Raw genomic sequence first — 15,646 nt, 5'->3', positions numbered from 1 at the left:
GCGGACCTGCGAGGCGGGTCCGGAACCGCTCCTACGGCCAGCAGTCGGGCGCGCCGGGCATCGTCCGTTGGCTGGATGAAACGTTTTAGGCGCTATAGACTCCCGGCCGTCACCCGGTCGGACCCGTTCCGACCCGCCGGTACGGCAGCAGGAGACACCGCGACCGAGGTGCCCGCGCCCCGACCGCGGACCAAACCACCGCACCGATCGTCGAGGGAGCCATGGCAGCCGCGAACATCAAAGAGGTGGCCCGGCACGCCGACGTTTCCGTCGGCACGGTGAGCAACGTGCTCAACCGGCCCGACACGGTCGCCCCCGCCACCCGCCGGCGGGTGCTCGACGCCATCACCGAGCTCGGCTACGTCCGCAACGACTCCGCTCGCCAACTGCGCGCCGGACAGAGCCGCACCATCGCCATCGTCGTACTGGACGTGGCCAACCCGTTCTTCACCGACGTGGTGCGCGGCGCCGAACAGGTGGTCGAGAAGGCCGGCGCCATGCTCATCGTCTGCAACAGCGGCGAGGACAGCGCCCGGGAACGCCGGCACCTGGAACTGCTGGAGGAACAGCGGGTCCGTGGCGTGCTCATCACCCCGGTCGGTCCCGGCTCTCAACCCAACCTGGGGAAGCTGATCGACCGCGGCATTCCGGTGGTGCTCGTCGACCGGGGCTCGGGCCGGGCCAGCCGCTGCTCGGTGGCCGTCGACGACGTGCTCGGCGGCCGGCTGGCCATGGAGCACCTGCTGGACCAGGGCCACCGCCGCATCGCGTACCTCGGTGGCCCGTTCTCCATCGCCCAGGTCGCCGAACGGCACGCCGGGGCCGCCGCCGCGCTGGACGAACGCGGTGACGGCGCCGAACTGCGGGTCGCGACGACCACCAGCCTGACCGTCGCCGCCGGACGACGCGCCGCCGAGGACCTGCTGGCCCTGCCCGCCCGGCAACGTCCCACCGCCGTCTTCTGCGCCAACGACCTGATCGCGCTCGGCGTGCTGCAGGAGGTGACCACGCGCGGCATGCGGGTGCCCGCCGACGTGGCCATCGTCGGCTACGACGACATCGAGTTCGCCGGCGCGGCGGCGGTGCCGCTGTCGTCGGTGCGTCAACCCCGCGAGCAGCTCGGCCGCACCGCAGCGCAACTGCTGCTCGAGGAGGGCGAGTCCGGCGAGACGCACCGGCACCGACACGTGGTGTTCCAGCCGGAGCTGGTCGTGCGCCGCTCCAGCGACCAGCAGCGCCGAATCCAGCGTGGGCGGACAGGCGCGACGGCGCCGGCCGCGCCCCCCCGCGCGGCCGGCGCCGTCGACGGCGTCGGGCGATCGCCGCGGAGCTGCTGACGAACCGCCAGGTACCCGATCCGGCGGTGTGCACGAGGTAGCCGGTCTCCATCCGGCGGGCGGTCACGCGAGCTGACGACCCGAGGGCCGGGGCGCGGTCGTCACGACCGCGCCCCGGCCTTCACCGACCTGTCAGTAGCTTCCGAGGTCGAGCCAGGGCCCGTTCCGATCGCCGGGCTCCTGGTTACGGGTCCACCACTGCGCCTTCCACAGGTGGCCGTCGTGGGCCACGACGTCGCCGCTGGTGTAGATCCACGAGTTCGTCCACGAGGCGTGCTTGCCCTTGGGGGTCTCCACCGGGACGCCCACCTCGGCCCACGCGCCCCACGGAGAGACGCCGGGCACCTCGGCGCGCGTCGACCACTGGGCCTCGTACGCCCGGTCGTTGTGGATCACGCGGGTGCCCTTGCGGTACTCGACGGTGCGTTCCCAGTCGGGGTGACGGACCAGAGCCTCCAGGGCGGTGGCCAGCGCCCGCTCGGCCTTGTCCACCTCGTACTGGTAGGGGTGGGCGGCCGCAGCGACCTTCCTGGCCTGGGCGAGTGCCGTGGTGAGGCCCGCCCAGCTTTCGGCCGTGTACTGCGGTTCCGACTTGCCCTCGGCCTCCGCGATCCGCTTCCGCAGCGCCTGCCGGTCGCTGACCGGTGTGCCGAAGGCTTCGATCTCCGCCACCTGCATGAGGTAGCCGTCGGCCGCATGGCCGCCCATGCGCAGCTTGCTGCTCACGACCCGGACAAAGGCGGCGCGCACGGGCTTGTCCAGTTTGAACACCCGCGGCTTTGCGGTGCTGCCGTCGTCACCCGTCACGTCGGCGATGGTGGTCCACTCGCCGCCGTCCGTTGAGAGCTGCACCTTGTAGTCGACGGCGAAGGCGCCGAGCGCGTGGACCTTCACCTCGCTCACGTCGTAGTCGGCGCGCAGCCCGACGGCGGCCCACTCCTGCGCGTTGGGTGTCGTGTGGCGCCGGATGTTACTGGTCCAACCGTTGTCCGTCCGCCCGTCGACCAGGAACTTGGAGGCATAGCCCCACTGCTCGTAGGTGCTGTCGGGGGTGGTGGAGGACACGATCACCGTCTTGTTCCTGGCGATGTTCTGGCCCTCGACGTACGGCGGTGGCGCGGGCGTGGCCGGCGGGGACTCGGGCGCCGCGGTGCCGCCGTCGTCGTGGTACACCTCCAGCTCGGCCAACGCCGCGGCGTAGCCGCCGCCCCACCGGTTCATCCCCTGCACGGCGATCCGCACGTAGCGGCCCTTGGTGGCGTCGAAGCTGTAGCTGAGCGGACCGGCGGCGCGGCCCTGACCGGTCACGGTCTTGACCGTTCGCCACGACTCGCCGTTCGTCGACACCTGGATGGTGAAGTCCCGTGGGAAGGTGCCGCCGTAGTCGATGGCGGTGCCCGCCGGGTAGAGGTCGATCCGGTTCAGGGTCTCTTCCCTGCCGAGGTCGACGGTGAGGTTCGCCTTCCGGGAGGCTTCGGTGGCCGGCGTGCTCCACCCGTTCACGGCGCCCTGCGCGAAGCGCTGCCCGTCGGTGACGCCGGTCGGCGACCAGTCGCCCCCGCTCTGGGTGCTGTCGGCGGTGACCGGCTTGTGATCGGCGATGTTGACGTTCACCGGGGTCGGACGAGCCTCGTAGTCGTAGCCGGCGGGGAGCGCGTAGAGGACGGCCTCGCCCTTGTCGAACTTGCGGTTCAGGGCACCGTTGTCCAGCGCGACGCCGACCGGCTTGCCGGTCTGCCGGCTGATCTCCTCGAGCGAGCCGATCCCGGTGCCGAAGCGCAGCGAGACGTCCTTCGCCTGGGTGAAGCTGTTGTTGACGACCATCACGTAGTTGCGGCCGTTCTCGCGGTCGCGCATGTACGAGAAGGTGAGGTCCTCGTTCGACTGCGAGCGCACCAGGAAGTTCGCCGGCACCGCCTCCTGGCCCCAGGTCTGACCGTTGAGGTAGACCTCCTTGGCGTCCAGCCTCATCAGGGTGGGCCCGAGGGCGTGGATCTCGCTGTTGAGCTGCTTCACCGGCTCGAACAGCTCGGTCTTCTGCCCGTCGGCGGTCATGATGGCGTCGGTGAAGACCTCGCCGCGGTTGGTCGGCGTCCACCAGGTGAAGTACGAGAGATTCTTGTACCCGTACGCGAGAGCCATGTTGGCCTCGTAGCGGATCTCGGTCGGGTTCATCCGCCGGAAGTTGCCGGGAACCCCGACAGCCTGCAGGTACTGCGCCGTCTTGACGTTGTTGGCCAGCCCGACCTTCCGCACCGTGTTCATGTTGTTCAGGAATCCGGTGTAGTCGAGGCTGTTCTCGGTCCAGCCGAACGGGTACCGGTCGTACATCAGGTAACCGCGCTTACCGACCCGGTCGAGCCACCCCTGCGTCACCCGCGTGTACTCGGCCTCGGACCCGTACGCGAAGCTCGGCAGGAAGTTCAGGTGGGCGTCGTACTCGGGCGCGACCTCCTTGATGGTGTTGAACACCCGGGCGAACGGGGTCGGGTCGTACGGCTCGTCCACGATGAAGAACCCGCCGACGCCCGGGACGTTGGTGTATCCCAGCACCTCCTGCCGGATCTGCTCGTCGGTCATGTTGACCATGCCGGGCCCGATGCGGCCGTCCTGGACCATGATCTGGAAGCCGTTCTTGTGCGCCAGCCGCGCCATCTCCATGTTGATTTCCTTGGAGGTGTGCAGCTGGGTCGCGAGCACCAGGTCGATCCCGGCGTCGCCCAGGTAGCTGTACTGGGTCTCGTTCACGTGTTCCGTGGTGGGTGGCCAGAAGGCCGAGATCACGAACTTGTCCTCGACCCGTTCCACCTCGTCGCGGACCTCGACCGGGATCGACTCGGACCTCTCCAGCTGCGGCGCGGCCATCGTGATCACCGTCTTGCCCGGTGCCACGGCGGTCACCACGCCCGAGCCGTCAACGGTGGCCACACCCGCGTTGGACGAGGTCCAGACAAGCTTCGGGGTTCCGCCGGGCGCGACCGCCCGGTAGGGCAGCCGTTCGACGGTCCCGGTCTCCAGCAGCAGCGCGGGCTTCTCGATGGACAGGATCGTCTCGTTGAGCCCGCCGAAGACGGCCAGTTCGGAGAGCTGCACCAGGTATCCGTCACCGGTCGCGACGCCGTTGCGGCGGGTGACGTACAGCCGCAGGAAGCGGCCCTCCACGTCGGCCAGGTCGACGACCTCGGGCGCGGTGCGGCCGGCCGCGTTGCCGGTGCTGGTGAAGACGCTGCGGTACGCGTTGCCGTCGGACGACACCTCGATGCGGTAGTCGGCGGGGAAGCTCTTGTCCCTCGGGAACACGACGACGCGGTCGATGTCGTGCGACGCCCCGAGGTCGTAGCCCACCCAGGCCGCCGTGGTGGGGACCTGCACCTTGTCGTAGGGGTTGGTGCTCCAGCCGTCGGCCTTGCCCGCCACCTCGTTGTTGAGCAGCGCCATGGCCCAGGACTCGTTGGCCATCTCGTAGCTGGACGAGGACGTCACCCTGGCCCTCGCGGCCACGTTGGTCGTGCCGTCCGGGGCGTAGCCGGCCACGTCGTACGGGTCGGCCGGGATGTTCGACGCCGACGGGGCCGCCGATGCGTGGGTGGGGGCGTTGACCAGCCCCCAGGTTGTCGTCGCCGCGACGATGAGCCCAGCGGCCATCATGCGGCGGAGAGTCGCGCGCAAGACTGTCCTCATTTCCTGGTGGAGGTGGAACACCTAGCGACAGGCGTGCAGGGGTTGGCTAGGTGCGGAGGGTGTGCGCGGGCTAGCGGAAGGTGCCTTGTGAGACCGAGCCCTCGAGCCGGCGCTGGAAGATCACATAGATGGCGAGTACGGGAAGGACGGTCATCACGACCGCCGCGAACAGGGCGCCGAAGTCGACCGCGTAGCCGGCCCTCGACGCGAACACCGCCATGCCCTGCGTCAGCACGTAGTTGTCACGATCGGTGTTGAGGACGATGGGCAGCAGGAACTGGTTCCACAGCCCGAGGAAGTTGAAGATGGCCACCGAGGCCAGACCGGGTTTCGCCATGGGCAGCATCACCCGGAAGAACGTGCCCCACTCCCCCGCGCCGTCGATCTGCGCCGCCTCGTGGATCTCGTCCGGCAGCGCCTTGAAGAACGAGTGCAGGAAGAAGACGGTGAACGGAAGGGCGAACGCGACGTAGGTCAGGATCAGGCCCGGCAGGGTGTTCAGCAGCCCGAAGTTCCGCAGGATGAAGAAGAGCGGCACGATCGCGAGGAACAGCGGGAACGTCATCGAGGTGAGCAGCGCGTTGTAGATGAGCCGGTTGCCCGGGAAGCGGAACCGCGCCAACACGTACGAGCACATCGCGCCGAGCAACATGACGATGAACAGCGCGGTGCCCACCACGATGACCGTGTTCAGGAAGTAGCCGCCGATTCCGGCGCCCGTCCAGGCGGCCGCGTAGTTGCGGAAGCTCCACTCGCTGGGCAGCGAGAACGGCGACGCCAGGATCTCCCCGGTCGACTTGAACGACGACATGACCGTCCACAGGAACGGGACGATGACGATGACGGCCCAGGCGACGAGAAGGGTGTGTGAGGTCGCCGCGACGGCGATGTCGCCACGGCTGGTTCTCCGGCGACGTCGAGGCGGCGCGGGGGCGGCCGTGGTGGCCGGGTGCGCCTTCTCGGCGGCGAGCGCGGTCATGCCCGCTCCTTTCCGTCGGCGCGTCCGCCGGTCAGGCGGTCGGCCAGGAACACGATCGCGGCGAACATCAGTGTCACCACCGCGAGTACCACGCCCATGGCGGTGGCGTACCCGAACTGGCCCTTACGGAAGGCCACGGTGTACAACTGCTGGCTCATGGTCAGCGTCGAGTACTCGGGCCCGCCGGTGGGGTTCAACGCCTGCATGTAGATGAACGCGTCGAGGGCGATGATGCCGAGGTAGACGTACGCGGTCCGTACGCTGTCCCGGATCTGCGGGATGGTGATCGAGAAGACGGTGCGGAAGCGACCGGCACCGTCCAGGCGCGCGGCCTCGTACGTCTCCGCCGGGACACCTTTGATCGCCGCGACGAACAGCACGGTGTAGAAGCCGACGAAGCTCCAGATGATGACGAAGATCGACGCCGGCAACGCGGTGGTGGCCTTGCCGAGCCACGGGAAGTCCGCGAACCCGTCGAGGCCGACTCCGTCGAGAAGGCCGTTGAGCAGCCCTCTCGACGGGTCGTACACCTGGGCCCAGATCAGCCCGACGGCGATGGCGGGCACCGTGTACGGGAAGAACGAGACGACCCGGTAGAAGCTGGAGCCGCGAAGGCCCCGCACGGTTCCCGTGCTCGGGCCACCGACGGTCACCATGCTGGCGATCGCCAGAGCGAGCGCGATGGTCACGATGGGCACGACGATCGCGAGCAGTACGTTGTTCAGCAGAGCGCGCAGGAAGACATCGTCACCGAAGAGCCTGACGAAGTTCTCCAGGCCGATGAAGCGCATGTCCGGCGAGAAGCCGGTCCAATCCGTCATCGCGAAGTACAGCGCCTGGACGAACGGCGAGATCACGAAGATCGCGAAGATGGCCAGGGGAAGCACCAGGAACACCGCCATGAAGCTCACCCGGTCGAAGGTGAGCTTGCGGCGGCGCTTGGCGGCACGCCGGCCGCCCAGCATCGTCGTACCTGTCATCGCATTCAGCTAACCTTGATCTTCTGGATGGACGAGTCGTTCGCGATCTTGTCGCTCACGGACTGCAGGCCCTTGGTCATGGCGGCGACGTCGAGGTCGCCGGCGAGGAACGAGTTCCACAGGACCAGCTGGTCGGCGCCCATCCCGTAGTAACCCTCGGAGACGAAGTCGAAGATGTTCTGGCCGGCGGCCTCGAGCATCTTGGTCTGCGAGACCAGCGCGGTCGAGCCGTAGCCGTCGGCCGGTACGGTCCCCTTGACGATCGTCGGTGCCAGCCGGGTCTTCGAGAAGTTGGCGGCGGCCTCGCTGGAGAGCATCGCGCGCAGAACCTCCTTGCCACCCGCCGGGCTCTTGCCCTTGGCCGGCACGATGAACGGTTCGCCGGCCGCGGCTCGCAGCGCCTCGTACGGCAGCGCCGGGCTCGTCGACAGGGTCGGCACCGGCACGCCGGTCATCCGGAAGCCCGCCTTGGTGGCCTTCTTCATCTCGTTCTCGATCCAGCCGCCCGAGCTGTACAGCAGAGCCTGCTGATCGTTGCTCCACTTCGCCTGTGCGGCGGTGAACTGGGTGCCAGCGCCGCCGGGCACGATGTAACCGGCCCGCACGATGTCGTGGATCTCCTTGAGAACGCCCTGGATCGCCGGGTGCGACCACGCGTTCGGCGCCAGGTTCTCCAGGGCCAGGCGTACCTCGTGCCCGCCCTCCTTGATCGCCGAGTCGACCATCGTCCACTGGTAGTAGTTGGCCGCCTCCTTGCCGAAGACGAACAGGTACTTGCCCTTCGCCTTCGCCTTGGCGCCGAGATCCTTCGCCTCGGCCCAGGTCTTCGGCGGGGTCCAGCCGTTCTCCTCGAACAGCGAGGCCGAGTGCCAGAGCGAGAAGACCGTCATCACGTAGTTCAGCGCGACGAACTTCCCGTTGAACGTGCCGGGCAGCTTGACCCCCGGGTAGAGGCTGTCCGCGATCTTCGTACCGCCGTAGTTGGTCGCGTCGAGGACGTCGTCGAGGGTCTCCAGCTGGTCGACGATCGTGCTCAGAGAGATTTTGCCCGCGCCGCCGTTGTTGATCAGGTCAGGCGGGTTACCGCCGACGAACCGGGGCTGGAGTTCCTGGGCGATCTCCGTCGACGGCTGGACCTTGATCTTGATGCCGCTGTGCTTCGCCTCGGCCAGGCCGCCCGCGAACGTGACGTAGTCGTAGCCGTAGCCGCCGTTGAAGATGACCGCGTCGACCTCGGTGTTGGCGGCCAGTCCGAACGGGTTCTGGGCGCTCGTGGCGCCGGTGGTCGACGTGCCCTTGGGCTTGTCGTCGCCGCCCGGCGAGGCGCACGCGGCCAGCACACCGGCGACGGGCACCAGCGACGTCGCCAGCGCACCCCGCAGGAACAGCCGACGATTGAATGGTTTCAATTCAGAGGACATGGGTGGCTACCTTTCGATGGGCCTTGCTGTCTGCGATTTCTGTGGCTGTGGCGGTCCGCTGCGGCATCGGGCGTCGCCGCGGTTGCCCGGGATTACGCGACGGGCTTGATGCGCGTCCCGTAGCGCCGTTCCAGGGCGCCGTTGTGCTCGTCGCCCCCGGGAATGTTGGCCGAGATGTACAGCGGCGGCACCTGCCCGGCCACCCGGATGCGCTCCGCCGCGCCGATGGTCAGCAGCTGCGCGAAGTAGGCGGCGGTGATCGACGAGACCGCCCCCACCCCGAGCCCGCCACCGAGGTCGAGGGTGGCGTCTCCGTACGGAGCACGGTTGTCCAGGACGATGTCGGCGACGTCCGAGAGTCGCTTCCCGCTGGGATGCTTGGGGGCGACCGCGTTGGTGTGTTCGAGGCTGGTCACGGCGATCACCGGATGCCCTTCGGCCTTGGCGCGCAGGGCGAGCCCGACGATCGAGCCGTTCACGCCCGAGTTGGAGGCGATGAGGAACACGTCGGCCGGGTGCATCTCGTACAGGTCGTAGAGCTCGTCCACGATGCTGTTGTCGCGTTCCAACTCGGCACCGACGAGGATGGAGGCGTCGCTCCGGTCACCGAACAGGACCAGGTCCCGCAGCGCGATGGCGTGACTCGGGATGAACCCGCCGGCCCGGCCGGCGATCTCCATCGCGAAGGCCTCGGAGTGACCGGTGCCGAAGGCGTGCAGCACGCCGTCGTTCCCGATCGCGTTGACGATCAGCTCGATCGCCCCGTCCAGGCCGCCCGAACGGGCCTCCTCGTCGATGGCGCGGAGACGGCTGGAGACATGCGTGGAATAGTCGCGGAAGAGGGTCGTCATCAGGAGGGCGTTCCGTTCGTCGGGGAGGCGGTCGCGGTACGCGGCGGCCGGGACTGGGTCCCGCGATGGGTGGCGATGGCCGCAGCGGTCCGGGCCAGCGTGGTCGTGGTGCGTTCGAAGTTCTGTTGCGCGACCATCAGGTAGAGCAGGTCGAACACGAACAGCTGGGCGTGCTGCGCGGCGAAGTCCCCGGGCTGGAGGTACTCGCCGGGCGCGTAGCTCTGGATGTGCATGTCGGCGGCTGCGGCGAGCGGCGAGCTGGGATCGCTTGTCAGGGCCACGGTGAGCGCGCCCTGCGAACCGGCGAGCGTCAGCATCTCCACCGTCTCGCTGGTGCGACCGCTGTTGGAGATGCCGATCGCCACGGCGCCCTCCCCCAGCAGCGCGCCGCTGGTGAGGCCGAGGTGCACCTCGGTCCACGCATGCGCGTTGATCCCGATCCGGTACAGGCGCTCATGGATGCCGGCGGCGACGAGCCCACTGCCGCCGATGCCGTAGATGTCCACGTGCCAGCTGGTGGCGATGGCGGCGACGACCCGTTGCAACAGGGCGAGGTCGGCCAGATCAGCGGTGGCCTGCAACGCGCCGACGTGCGCGTTGAGCAGCATCCGCAACACCTCGGCGGGGTCCTGCCCCGGGTGGAAGGTGTGCCCGATCACCTGCTCCCAGGTGTCCTGCGCGCTCGACCGCCCAAGGTCCGCCGCCGAGCTGACCCGCAGGGGCAGGTAACCGCCGTAGCCGATCAGCCGGCAGAAGCGGGTCACCGTCGCCGCCGAGGTGCCCGCGCGCTCCGCGAGTTCGGTGATCGACAGCTGGAGCGGCAGCTCGGGGTTCTCCAGGAGGAGCTGACCGATCTTGGCCATGGACTGCGTCATGTGTGACAGCTGCGCCCGGATGCGACTGCTGACGCCGAACTCGGCAGTCGTTTGCGCCGGGGGTACTTCAGCCGAAGACATGATGATGAAAAGTCCTATCACTGTTAGATTTGGTTCGTGAAAACTAATTGCAGGATCTCGGTGGGGGCAATGAACCCCAGGTCACGGGTTGGTAACGATGCCTGATCTGCTCGCCGTCGACGCCGGCGGCACCTCGACCCGTAGCATTGTCGTCACCGCCGAGGGCCGGTGTCTCGGCTACGCCCGCACCGGCAGCGGAAACCCGACCTCCGCCGGACCCGAACACGCGGCCGCCTCGGTGGCGGCCAGTGCCGCGGACGCGTTGGCGGCCGCCGGCGTGTCAGGCGAGGAGATCGGCGGGGTCGTGTTCGCCATGGCCGGCGCGAGCCCGCACATGAACATCGAATCGTTCACCGCACCGCTGAAGGCACTCGGCATCACCGCGACCCCGGTCGTCGAATCGGACCTGCTGGCCACCTTCTTCTCCGGCACGTACCGGGAGGCCGGCTACGCGCTCGTCGCCGGCACAGGCGCGGCGGCCATCAGGGTCGAGCGGGGCCGGATGGTCGCCACCGCCGACGGGCTCGGCTGGCTGCTCGGCGACGACGGTTCGGGCTTCTACATAGGACATCGGGTGGTCCGGGCGGCGCTGGCCGAGCTCGACCGCCGCGGTCCGGCCACCGCGCTCACCGGACTGCTCCTGGACCAACTGGGCCAGTCCGGCGGCCACGCTCCGAATCCCGACGGTCGCCCGGCCATCGTCTCGTACGCGCTCGACACCCTCTACGCGATCCGCCCGGTGCAGCTCGCCCAGTTCGCGCACCTGGCCTTCGAGGCTGCCGGCGACGAGATCGCCGACGAGATCGTCCGCGACGCCGCCGACGCGCTGCTGCGCACCCTCGACGCGGTGGTCATCCCCGGCCTGAGCGGCGTGATCACGCTCGGCGGCGGCATCCTCACCCGGCACCGCACGCTGGCCGACCAGATCGCGGCCCGGTACGCCCGGGACGGCACCGGTGCGGCGGTACGCATCGTCCCCGACGGGGTGGTCGGCGCGGCCGTGCTCGCCCTCCGGCGGGCCGGAGCGACCGTCGACGAGGTCGTCTTCGACCGGCTCGCGACGACACTCGCGACGCTGCGCTGACGTGCACTCCGGACGGTCAGGACGATCGGGGCGGGTGAACCTCCTGGCCCACGTCGAGTGCCGTCCCGGGATTGCGATGCTCACGAAAGGCGGCCTGGACGCCGGCCTGGAACCGCGTGTCCGCGCCGAGCCCGGCCATCAGCGCGGCGATGTGACGCTGTGCCGTCCGGTAGCTGATGCCGAGATGCCGGGCGATGGCCTCATCGGTGATGCCGGAGAGCAGGAGGGCGATGAGTCTCTCCTCGGACACAGCGTGACGCCGCGGCCCGCGGAGCACCCCATCGGGCGGTCTCGGTGTCCGTAGTTCGACGCTCACTGTTCGTCAACAGAAGCGGCAACAGCGAGTCATGTAGCTGCTCCGTGACCTCGACTATTTCCCGGTGTAGTGCGACCCTGTCGTCCAGAGCACTCAGGGGTGTCACCGATGGTTTCTTGCACATCGGGGGGGTGGAACCAGGACCGGTAAGGTCCGGAGGGTGCTCAGGGTCAGCGTCGGCACGGTGGCTGTCGAGGCATGCCTGGCGATCCAGTCACGGACCAGCGGATGCGAGAACCGACAAGTCAGCCGACCGCTCGTGCCGATGACCGGGATGTTGATCGGGTGCCGTGACGCGGGTGCTTTCCGGCGAACGCAGAATCTGTCCCAACCGCATGCGCGAGGTGACGTCCGGCCCAGATGTGTGCCCTGCCGATGGGCTGACCGGCGGGCGCGGTGCCGTCAAGCCATTGCGGGAAGGATGACCCGTTCCAGCACCGTGAGCGGGGTCCGCCACTGGTCGGGGTCGTCGTAGTTGCCGGCGGTGATGGCCACGGTGAGGTCCAGGTCGGGCAGGACGAACAGGCGTTGGCCGCCGTTGCCCATGCCGGCCACCAGCCGATGGCCCTCGATGGATTCGATGTACCACTGGTAGCCGTACTGCGTGCCCCAGCTGGTCTGCAGGCGTGGCTGGAGCATCGTGTGGATCCAGTCGGCGGGGACGATCCGCTGACCGTCCCAGGTTCCCTCGGCCAGCACCAGCTCGCCGAGCCGGGCCAGGTCGCGGGGCGCGAGTCGCAGCCCGGACGCGGCGGAGGCCACTGCGTCCGCGCCGGTCATCCACTCGAAGCTGCCGATGCCCAGCGGCGCGAACAGCACGGCCTGCGCGTACTGCGGCAGCGACTGCCCGGTGCCGTCGGCGATCAGTCGGCCGAGCAGAGCAGTGGCACCGCCGCAGTAGGTCCATCGGGTGCCGGGCAGCTCGAGGATCGGCCGCTCCAGGATGTACCGGTACCGGTCCGGCGCCAGCTCCATCGCGATCTCGGCGTTGGCCGGGCTGTTGTACGGGAGATCTTCGCACCATTCCACGCCCAACGACATTGTCAGTGCGTGCTCGACGGTGAGCCGGGCACGCCAGGGGTCGGCCGCCAGGTCGGGGTACTGCGGGAACCGCTGCAGGAGCGGCTCCGCCGGCGGCGGGACCAGCCCTTCGCCGAGCGCGATGCCGTACAACAGGACGGTCACGCTCTTGGTGACGGACCGGATGTCGTGTAGGACCCCGGGCCCGAACTCGACGACGCCCAGCGAGTCGCCCCAGGCGAAGTCCTCACCGGCCCCGTAGTACTCAAGCACGGTTCGACCACCGCAAACCGCCGCGACGGTGTGCAGACCGCCGACCTGGCCAGCTCGAAGTATTTCGTCGAGACGGTCACGCAACTGCGTCGTCATGGGCACTCCGAGGGGGGCGATGCCGGCCAGCGGAACAGCATGCTCGTTATACCGGAGTTTCCGCTTTTGAAGCGACCCCGTTGGGAGAGCGTTTAGCAGGTCGAGCGGAACAGGCCTGCGACGGCGGTGCCACTGGTGGCGAGGTTGTTGTAGATCTGGACTGCCCCGGTGGTCTCGGCCGTGTGGACGGTGACCCCGCGCTCGTCCAGCAGTCTGAGGGTGCGCGGGTCGACCTGGAGTTGAAGTTGCATGCCACGCGACAGACGACGGCCGTGGCGCCGTGAGCTAGAAGCTCTTGGACATCGTCGGGCTGAACACCCGGGCTGTGGCGAGTACCGGTTTCGGACCAGTCCCACGGGCGCCCACCCCGGGGTCCGACCCGAAGCCGAGTTCCTGCGGAAGGTACTCCCACGGGATCGCGGTGTAGAGCACGAACAAGATCCCGCACAACACCTGGCGGTCATCCAGGGGCTTGCGCCCCGGGTAGCGGTACCGGCGAGGGGGACGGGCTGGCAGCAGCGGTTCGACCTCGGCCCACAACTCGTCCGAGGCGATCCACGGCGGCTGCTCACCCCTCCTCACGTTCAGGCAGAACGATCCTCACGACTGCCCGGTCACGCCCGACCTCATTGAGTTAGGAGTTGTAAGAGTCCGCTGCTCTGCCAGTTGAGCCAGCGGCGCTCGGTGAGAACGGGCCGAGACGTCAGCGCGCTCGCATACCGTCCGGAAAGGCAGGGGCGGCCTGGCCGCAGCGCCGGCGTGGCCTGCCCCGGTCGCGGCTCCGGACGGGTCCACCACCAGGGCGTACGCCCCGGGACACCGGCAGCACGGCCGGCGACTCCCGGTGCGGTGGCATCGACGAAGACGGCGGTGGCGAGAATCCGGCGGACCGTGGCATTTTCGCCTCTCGTTCCCGATGGCAGACCTTCCTAGGCTCCTTCCCGACACGCGTCAACTGGAACGCAAAGGGGCTTGATCGTGCTTCGCTATGTCATGCCGGTGGTGATCGGGCTGGTCTACGTCGGGCTCAACTCCCTCGTGCCGGAGCCGCACCGGCGGCGCCTGAACGCGCTCGTCGTCACCGGCGCCGGGGCCGCCTACATCAGCGGTGGTGGGTTCGGGCTGTGGGAGCTGGCCTTCTGCGCGCTGCTGCTGGTGGTGGGCTACGCCGGGCTCACCTCGTACACCTTCATCGGGGTCGGATGGCTCCTGCACACGGTGTGGGACGTCGTGCACCACCGGCGCGGCACCCCGATCATCCCGTCGCTGCACGACTCGTCCTTCGGCTGCGCGCTTTGCGATCCGGTCATCGCGCTCTGGTGCTTCACCGGCGGCCTGTCGGTGACAGACCTGTTCGACCGGGTCGCGCGCCGGGCGACCGACGCGCGCCCGCCGACCACCGCACGGCCCTGACTGGTTGAATTTCCGCCATGCACACCGTGGCCGTGCTCGCCCTCGACAGCGTCGTCCCGTTCGACCTGGCCACCCCGATGGAGGTCTTCCACCGCACCCGCCTGCCCGACGGCCGCGCCGGCTACCGCGTCCTCGTCTGCGCCGCCACGCCGACGGTCACCACGGAGGCGTTCAGCATCACGGTGCCGTGGGGCTTGGACGTCCTCGCCGACGCCGACACCGTCGTCGTGCCGGGTGTCTCCGACCCCGCCGCCGCGACGCCCACCGCGGTCCTCGACGCGCTGCGCGCCGCCGCCGCGAACGGCGCCCGGATCGCCTCGATCTGCGGCGGCGCGTTCACGCTCGCCGCCACCGGCCTGCTCGACGGACGCCGCGCCACCACGCACTGGCTCGCCACCGACCAGCTCGCCGCCCAGCATCCGCGGATCCAGGTCGACCCCAACGTGCTCTACGTGGACAACGGCCAGTTCCTCACGTCCGCCGGCGCCGCCGCCGGGCTCGACCTGTGCCTGCACCTGATCCGCCGCGATCACGGTGCCGCCGTCGCCGCCGACGCGGCGAGGTTGTCCGTCATGCCGCTGGAACGCGCGGGCGGACAGGCGCAGTTCATCACGCACGAACCACCGACCCCCGAGGGGGCGACCCTGGAGCCGCTGCTGGCCTGGATGCGCGACAACGCCCGGTGTGTGCTGACCCTCGCCGACATCGCCCGCCACGCCGGCATGAGTACCCGGACGCTGAACCGGCGCTTTCGCGACCAGACCGGCACCACCCCGCTGCGGTGGCTGCACCGGGTCCGCGTCCACCAGGCGCAGCACCTCCTGGAGACCACCGCCCAACCCGTCGACCGGGTGGCGACGCAGGTCGGTTTCGGCTCCACCACTGCCTTCCGAGACCGCTTCAAGCGGATCACCGGCACCAGCCCGCAGGCGTATCGGCGTAGCTTCCGCGGCGGGTGACCACGAACGCGGTGCCGTCTCCGCGAGCGGGCGATCGGTCCACAAGAACCAACAAGACCCCGGCCCGGCAGGTTACTGCCAGGTCAGGGCCTTGATCGTTGGTGCGCCGCCAGGGACTCGAACCCCGAACCCGCGGATTAAGAGTCCGCTGCTCTGCCAGTTGAGCTAGCGGCGCTCGTTGGCAACGGGGAGAACACTAGCATGCCCTCCGGAGCGCGCTCCAATCCGATACCCGGCTCCCCCCTTCGGCCAGGCTTACCGGACATACACGTTCAAATAA

The 15,646-nt window shown here is 69.0% G+C and carries 14 protein-coding genes and 1 tRNA gene; 4 read left to right on the top strand and 11 right to left on the bottom strand.

Going from position 1 to position 15,646, the window contains the following annotated elements:
• Nucleotides 1-221 precede the first annotated feature (221 nt).
• Complete coding sequence (locus ABT023_RS03015) at nucleotides 222-1,337, top strand: LacI family DNA-binding transcriptional regulator (RefSeq protein ID WP_350881062.1); 1,116 nt, start codon at nucleotides 222-224, stop codon at nucleotides 1,335-1,337.
• A 132-nt stretch (nucleotides 1,338-1,469) separates the two neighbouring features.
• Here ABT023_RS03015 and ABT023_RS03010 read toward each other — a convergent pair whose 3' ends face one another.
• From ABT023_RS03010 to ABT023_RS02985, 6 genes are all read right to left on the bottom strand, one after another.
• The gene (locus tag ABT023_RS03010) at nucleotides 1,470-4,985 is read right to left on the bottom strand and encodes a discoidin domain-containing protein (RefSeq protein ID WP_350881060.1); all 3,516 of its coding nucleotides are present in this window, start codon (nucleotides 4,983-4,985) and stop codon (nucleotides 1,470-1,472) included.
• 103 nt (nucleotides 4,986-5,088) lie between these two features.
• Nucleotides 5,089-5,997 carry a carbohydrate ABC transporter permease gene (locus ABT023_RS03005; protein WP_350881058.1) on the bottom strand — a complete coding sequence of 303 codons (909 nt, stop codon included), beginning with the start codon at nucleotides 5,995-5,997 and terminating at the stop codon, nucleotides 5,089-5,091.
• Nucleotides 5,994-6,977, bottom strand: a complete 984-nt coding sequence (locus ABT023_RS03000; RefSeq protein ID WP_350881056.1) for a carbohydrate ABC transporter permease — start codon at nucleotides 6,975-6,977, stop codon at nucleotides 5,994-5,996. Before ABT023_RS03000 ends, ABT023_RS03005 begins: the two co-directional genes overlap by 4 nt.
• A 5-nt stretch (nucleotides 6,978-6,982) precedes the next feature.
• Nucleotides 6,983-8,398, bottom strand: coding sequence for an N-acetylglucosamine/diacetylchitobiose ABC transporter substrate-binding protein (ngcE, locus tag ABT023_RS02995; RefSeq protein WP_350881054.1), 1,416 nt, complete (start codon nucleotides 8,396-8,398; stop codon nucleotides 6,983-6,985).
• Between the two features lie 92 nt (nucleotides 8,399-8,490).
• The gene (locus ABT023_RS02990) at nucleotides 8,491-9,249 is read right to left on the bottom strand and encodes a sugar isomerase domain-containing protein (RefSeq protein WP_350881052.1); all 759 of its coding nucleotides are present in this window, start codon (nucleotides 9,247-9,249) and stop codon (nucleotides 8,491-8,493) included.
• Nucleotides 9,249-10,205: a MurR/RpiR family transcriptional regulator gene (locus tag ABT023_RS02985; RefSeq protein ID WP_350881050.1), complete on the bottom strand. Its 957-nt coding sequence runs from the start codon at nucleotides 10,203-10,205 to the stop codon at nucleotides 9,249-9,251. The genes ABT023_RS02990 and ABT023_RS02985 overlap by 1 nt, the downstream gene beginning before the upstream one ends.
• A gap of 97 nt (nucleotides 10,206-10,302) precedes the next feature.
• Here ABT023_RS02985 and ABT023_RS02980 point away from each other — a divergent pair, with 97 nt between their 5' ends.
• On the top strand, nucleotides 10,303-11,289 hold the full coding sequence (locus ABT023_RS02980; protein ID WP_350881048.1) for an N-acetylglucosamine kinase: 987 nt from the start codon (nucleotides 10,303-10,305) through the stop codon (nucleotides 11,287-11,289).
• 16 nt (nucleotides 11,290-11,305) lie between these two features.
• Here ABT023_RS02980 and ABT023_RS02975 read toward each other — a convergent pair whose 3' ends face one another.
• The 4 genes from ABT023_RS02975 to ABT023_RS29050 all read right to left on the bottom strand — a co-directional run bounded on the left by ABT023_RS02975 (nucleotide 11,306) and on the right by ABT023_RS29050 (nucleotide 13,576).
• Entirely contained in the window at nucleotides 11,306-11,539 is a 234-nt protein-coding gene (locus ABT023_RS02975) for a helix-turn-helix domain-containing protein (protein WP_350881046.1), read from the bottom strand.
• A gap of 468 nt (nucleotides 11,540-12,007) precedes the next feature.
• Complete coding sequence (locus ABT023_RS02970; protein ID WP_350881044.1) at nucleotides 12,008-12,994, bottom strand: serine hydrolase domain-containing protein; 987 nt, start codon at nucleotides 12,992-12,994, stop codon at nucleotides 12,008-12,010.
• Nucleotides 12,995-13,086: 92 nt separating this feature from the next.
• Nucleotides 13,087-13,245 carry a hypothetical protein gene (locus tag ABT023_RS02965; RefSeq protein ID WP_350881042.1) on the bottom strand — a complete coding sequence of 53 codons (159 nt, stop codon included), beginning with the start codon at nucleotides 13,243-13,245 and terminating at the stop codon, nucleotides 13,087-13,089.
• Between the two features lie 34 nt (nucleotides 13,246-13,279).
• Nucleotides 13,280-13,576 (bottom strand): transposase, encoded by a 297-nt coding sequence (locus ABT023_RS29050; protein WP_502890570.1) that lies wholly within the window; start codon nucleotides 13,574-13,576, stop codon nucleotides 13,280-13,282.
• A 396-nt stretch (nucleotides 13,577-13,972) separates the two neighbouring features.
• On the opposite strand from ABT023_RS29050, the gene ABT023_RS02955 reads away from it, so the two are divergent.
• Together ABT023_RS02955 and ABT023_RS02950 are read left to right on the top strand one after the other, a co-directional pair.
• Nucleotides 13,973-14,407: a DUF6010 family protein gene (locus tag ABT023_RS02955; protein ID WP_350881040.1), complete on the top strand. Its 435-nt coding sequence runs from the start codon at nucleotides 13,973-13,975 to the stop codon at nucleotides 14,405-14,407.
• A 17-nt stretch (nucleotides 14,408-14,424) separates the two neighbouring features.
• Nucleotides 14,425-15,366 carry a GlxA family transcriptional regulator gene (locus ABT023_RS02950; protein ID WP_350881038.1) on the top strand — a complete coding sequence of 314 codons (942 nt, stop codon included), beginning with the start codon at nucleotides 14,425-14,427 and terminating at the stop codon, nucleotides 15,364-15,366.
• A gap of 99 nt (nucleotides 15,367-15,465) precedes the next feature.
• Here ABT023_RS02950 and ABT023_RS02945 read toward each other — a convergent pair.
• Nucleotides 15,466-15,541, bottom strand: a tRNA-Lys gene (locus ABT023_RS02945).
• Between the last annotated feature and the right edge of the window lie 105 nt (nucleotides 15,542-15,646).

Source organism: Micromonospora sp. NPDC002296 (genome assembly GCF_040296145.1).
Classification (GTDB): domain Bacteria; phylum Actinomycetota; class Actinomycetes; order Mycobacteriales; family Micromonosporaceae; genus Micromonospora.
Note: the sequence above shows the minus strand (reverse complement) of the source record. Positions and strands in the feature narration are given on the sequence as shown.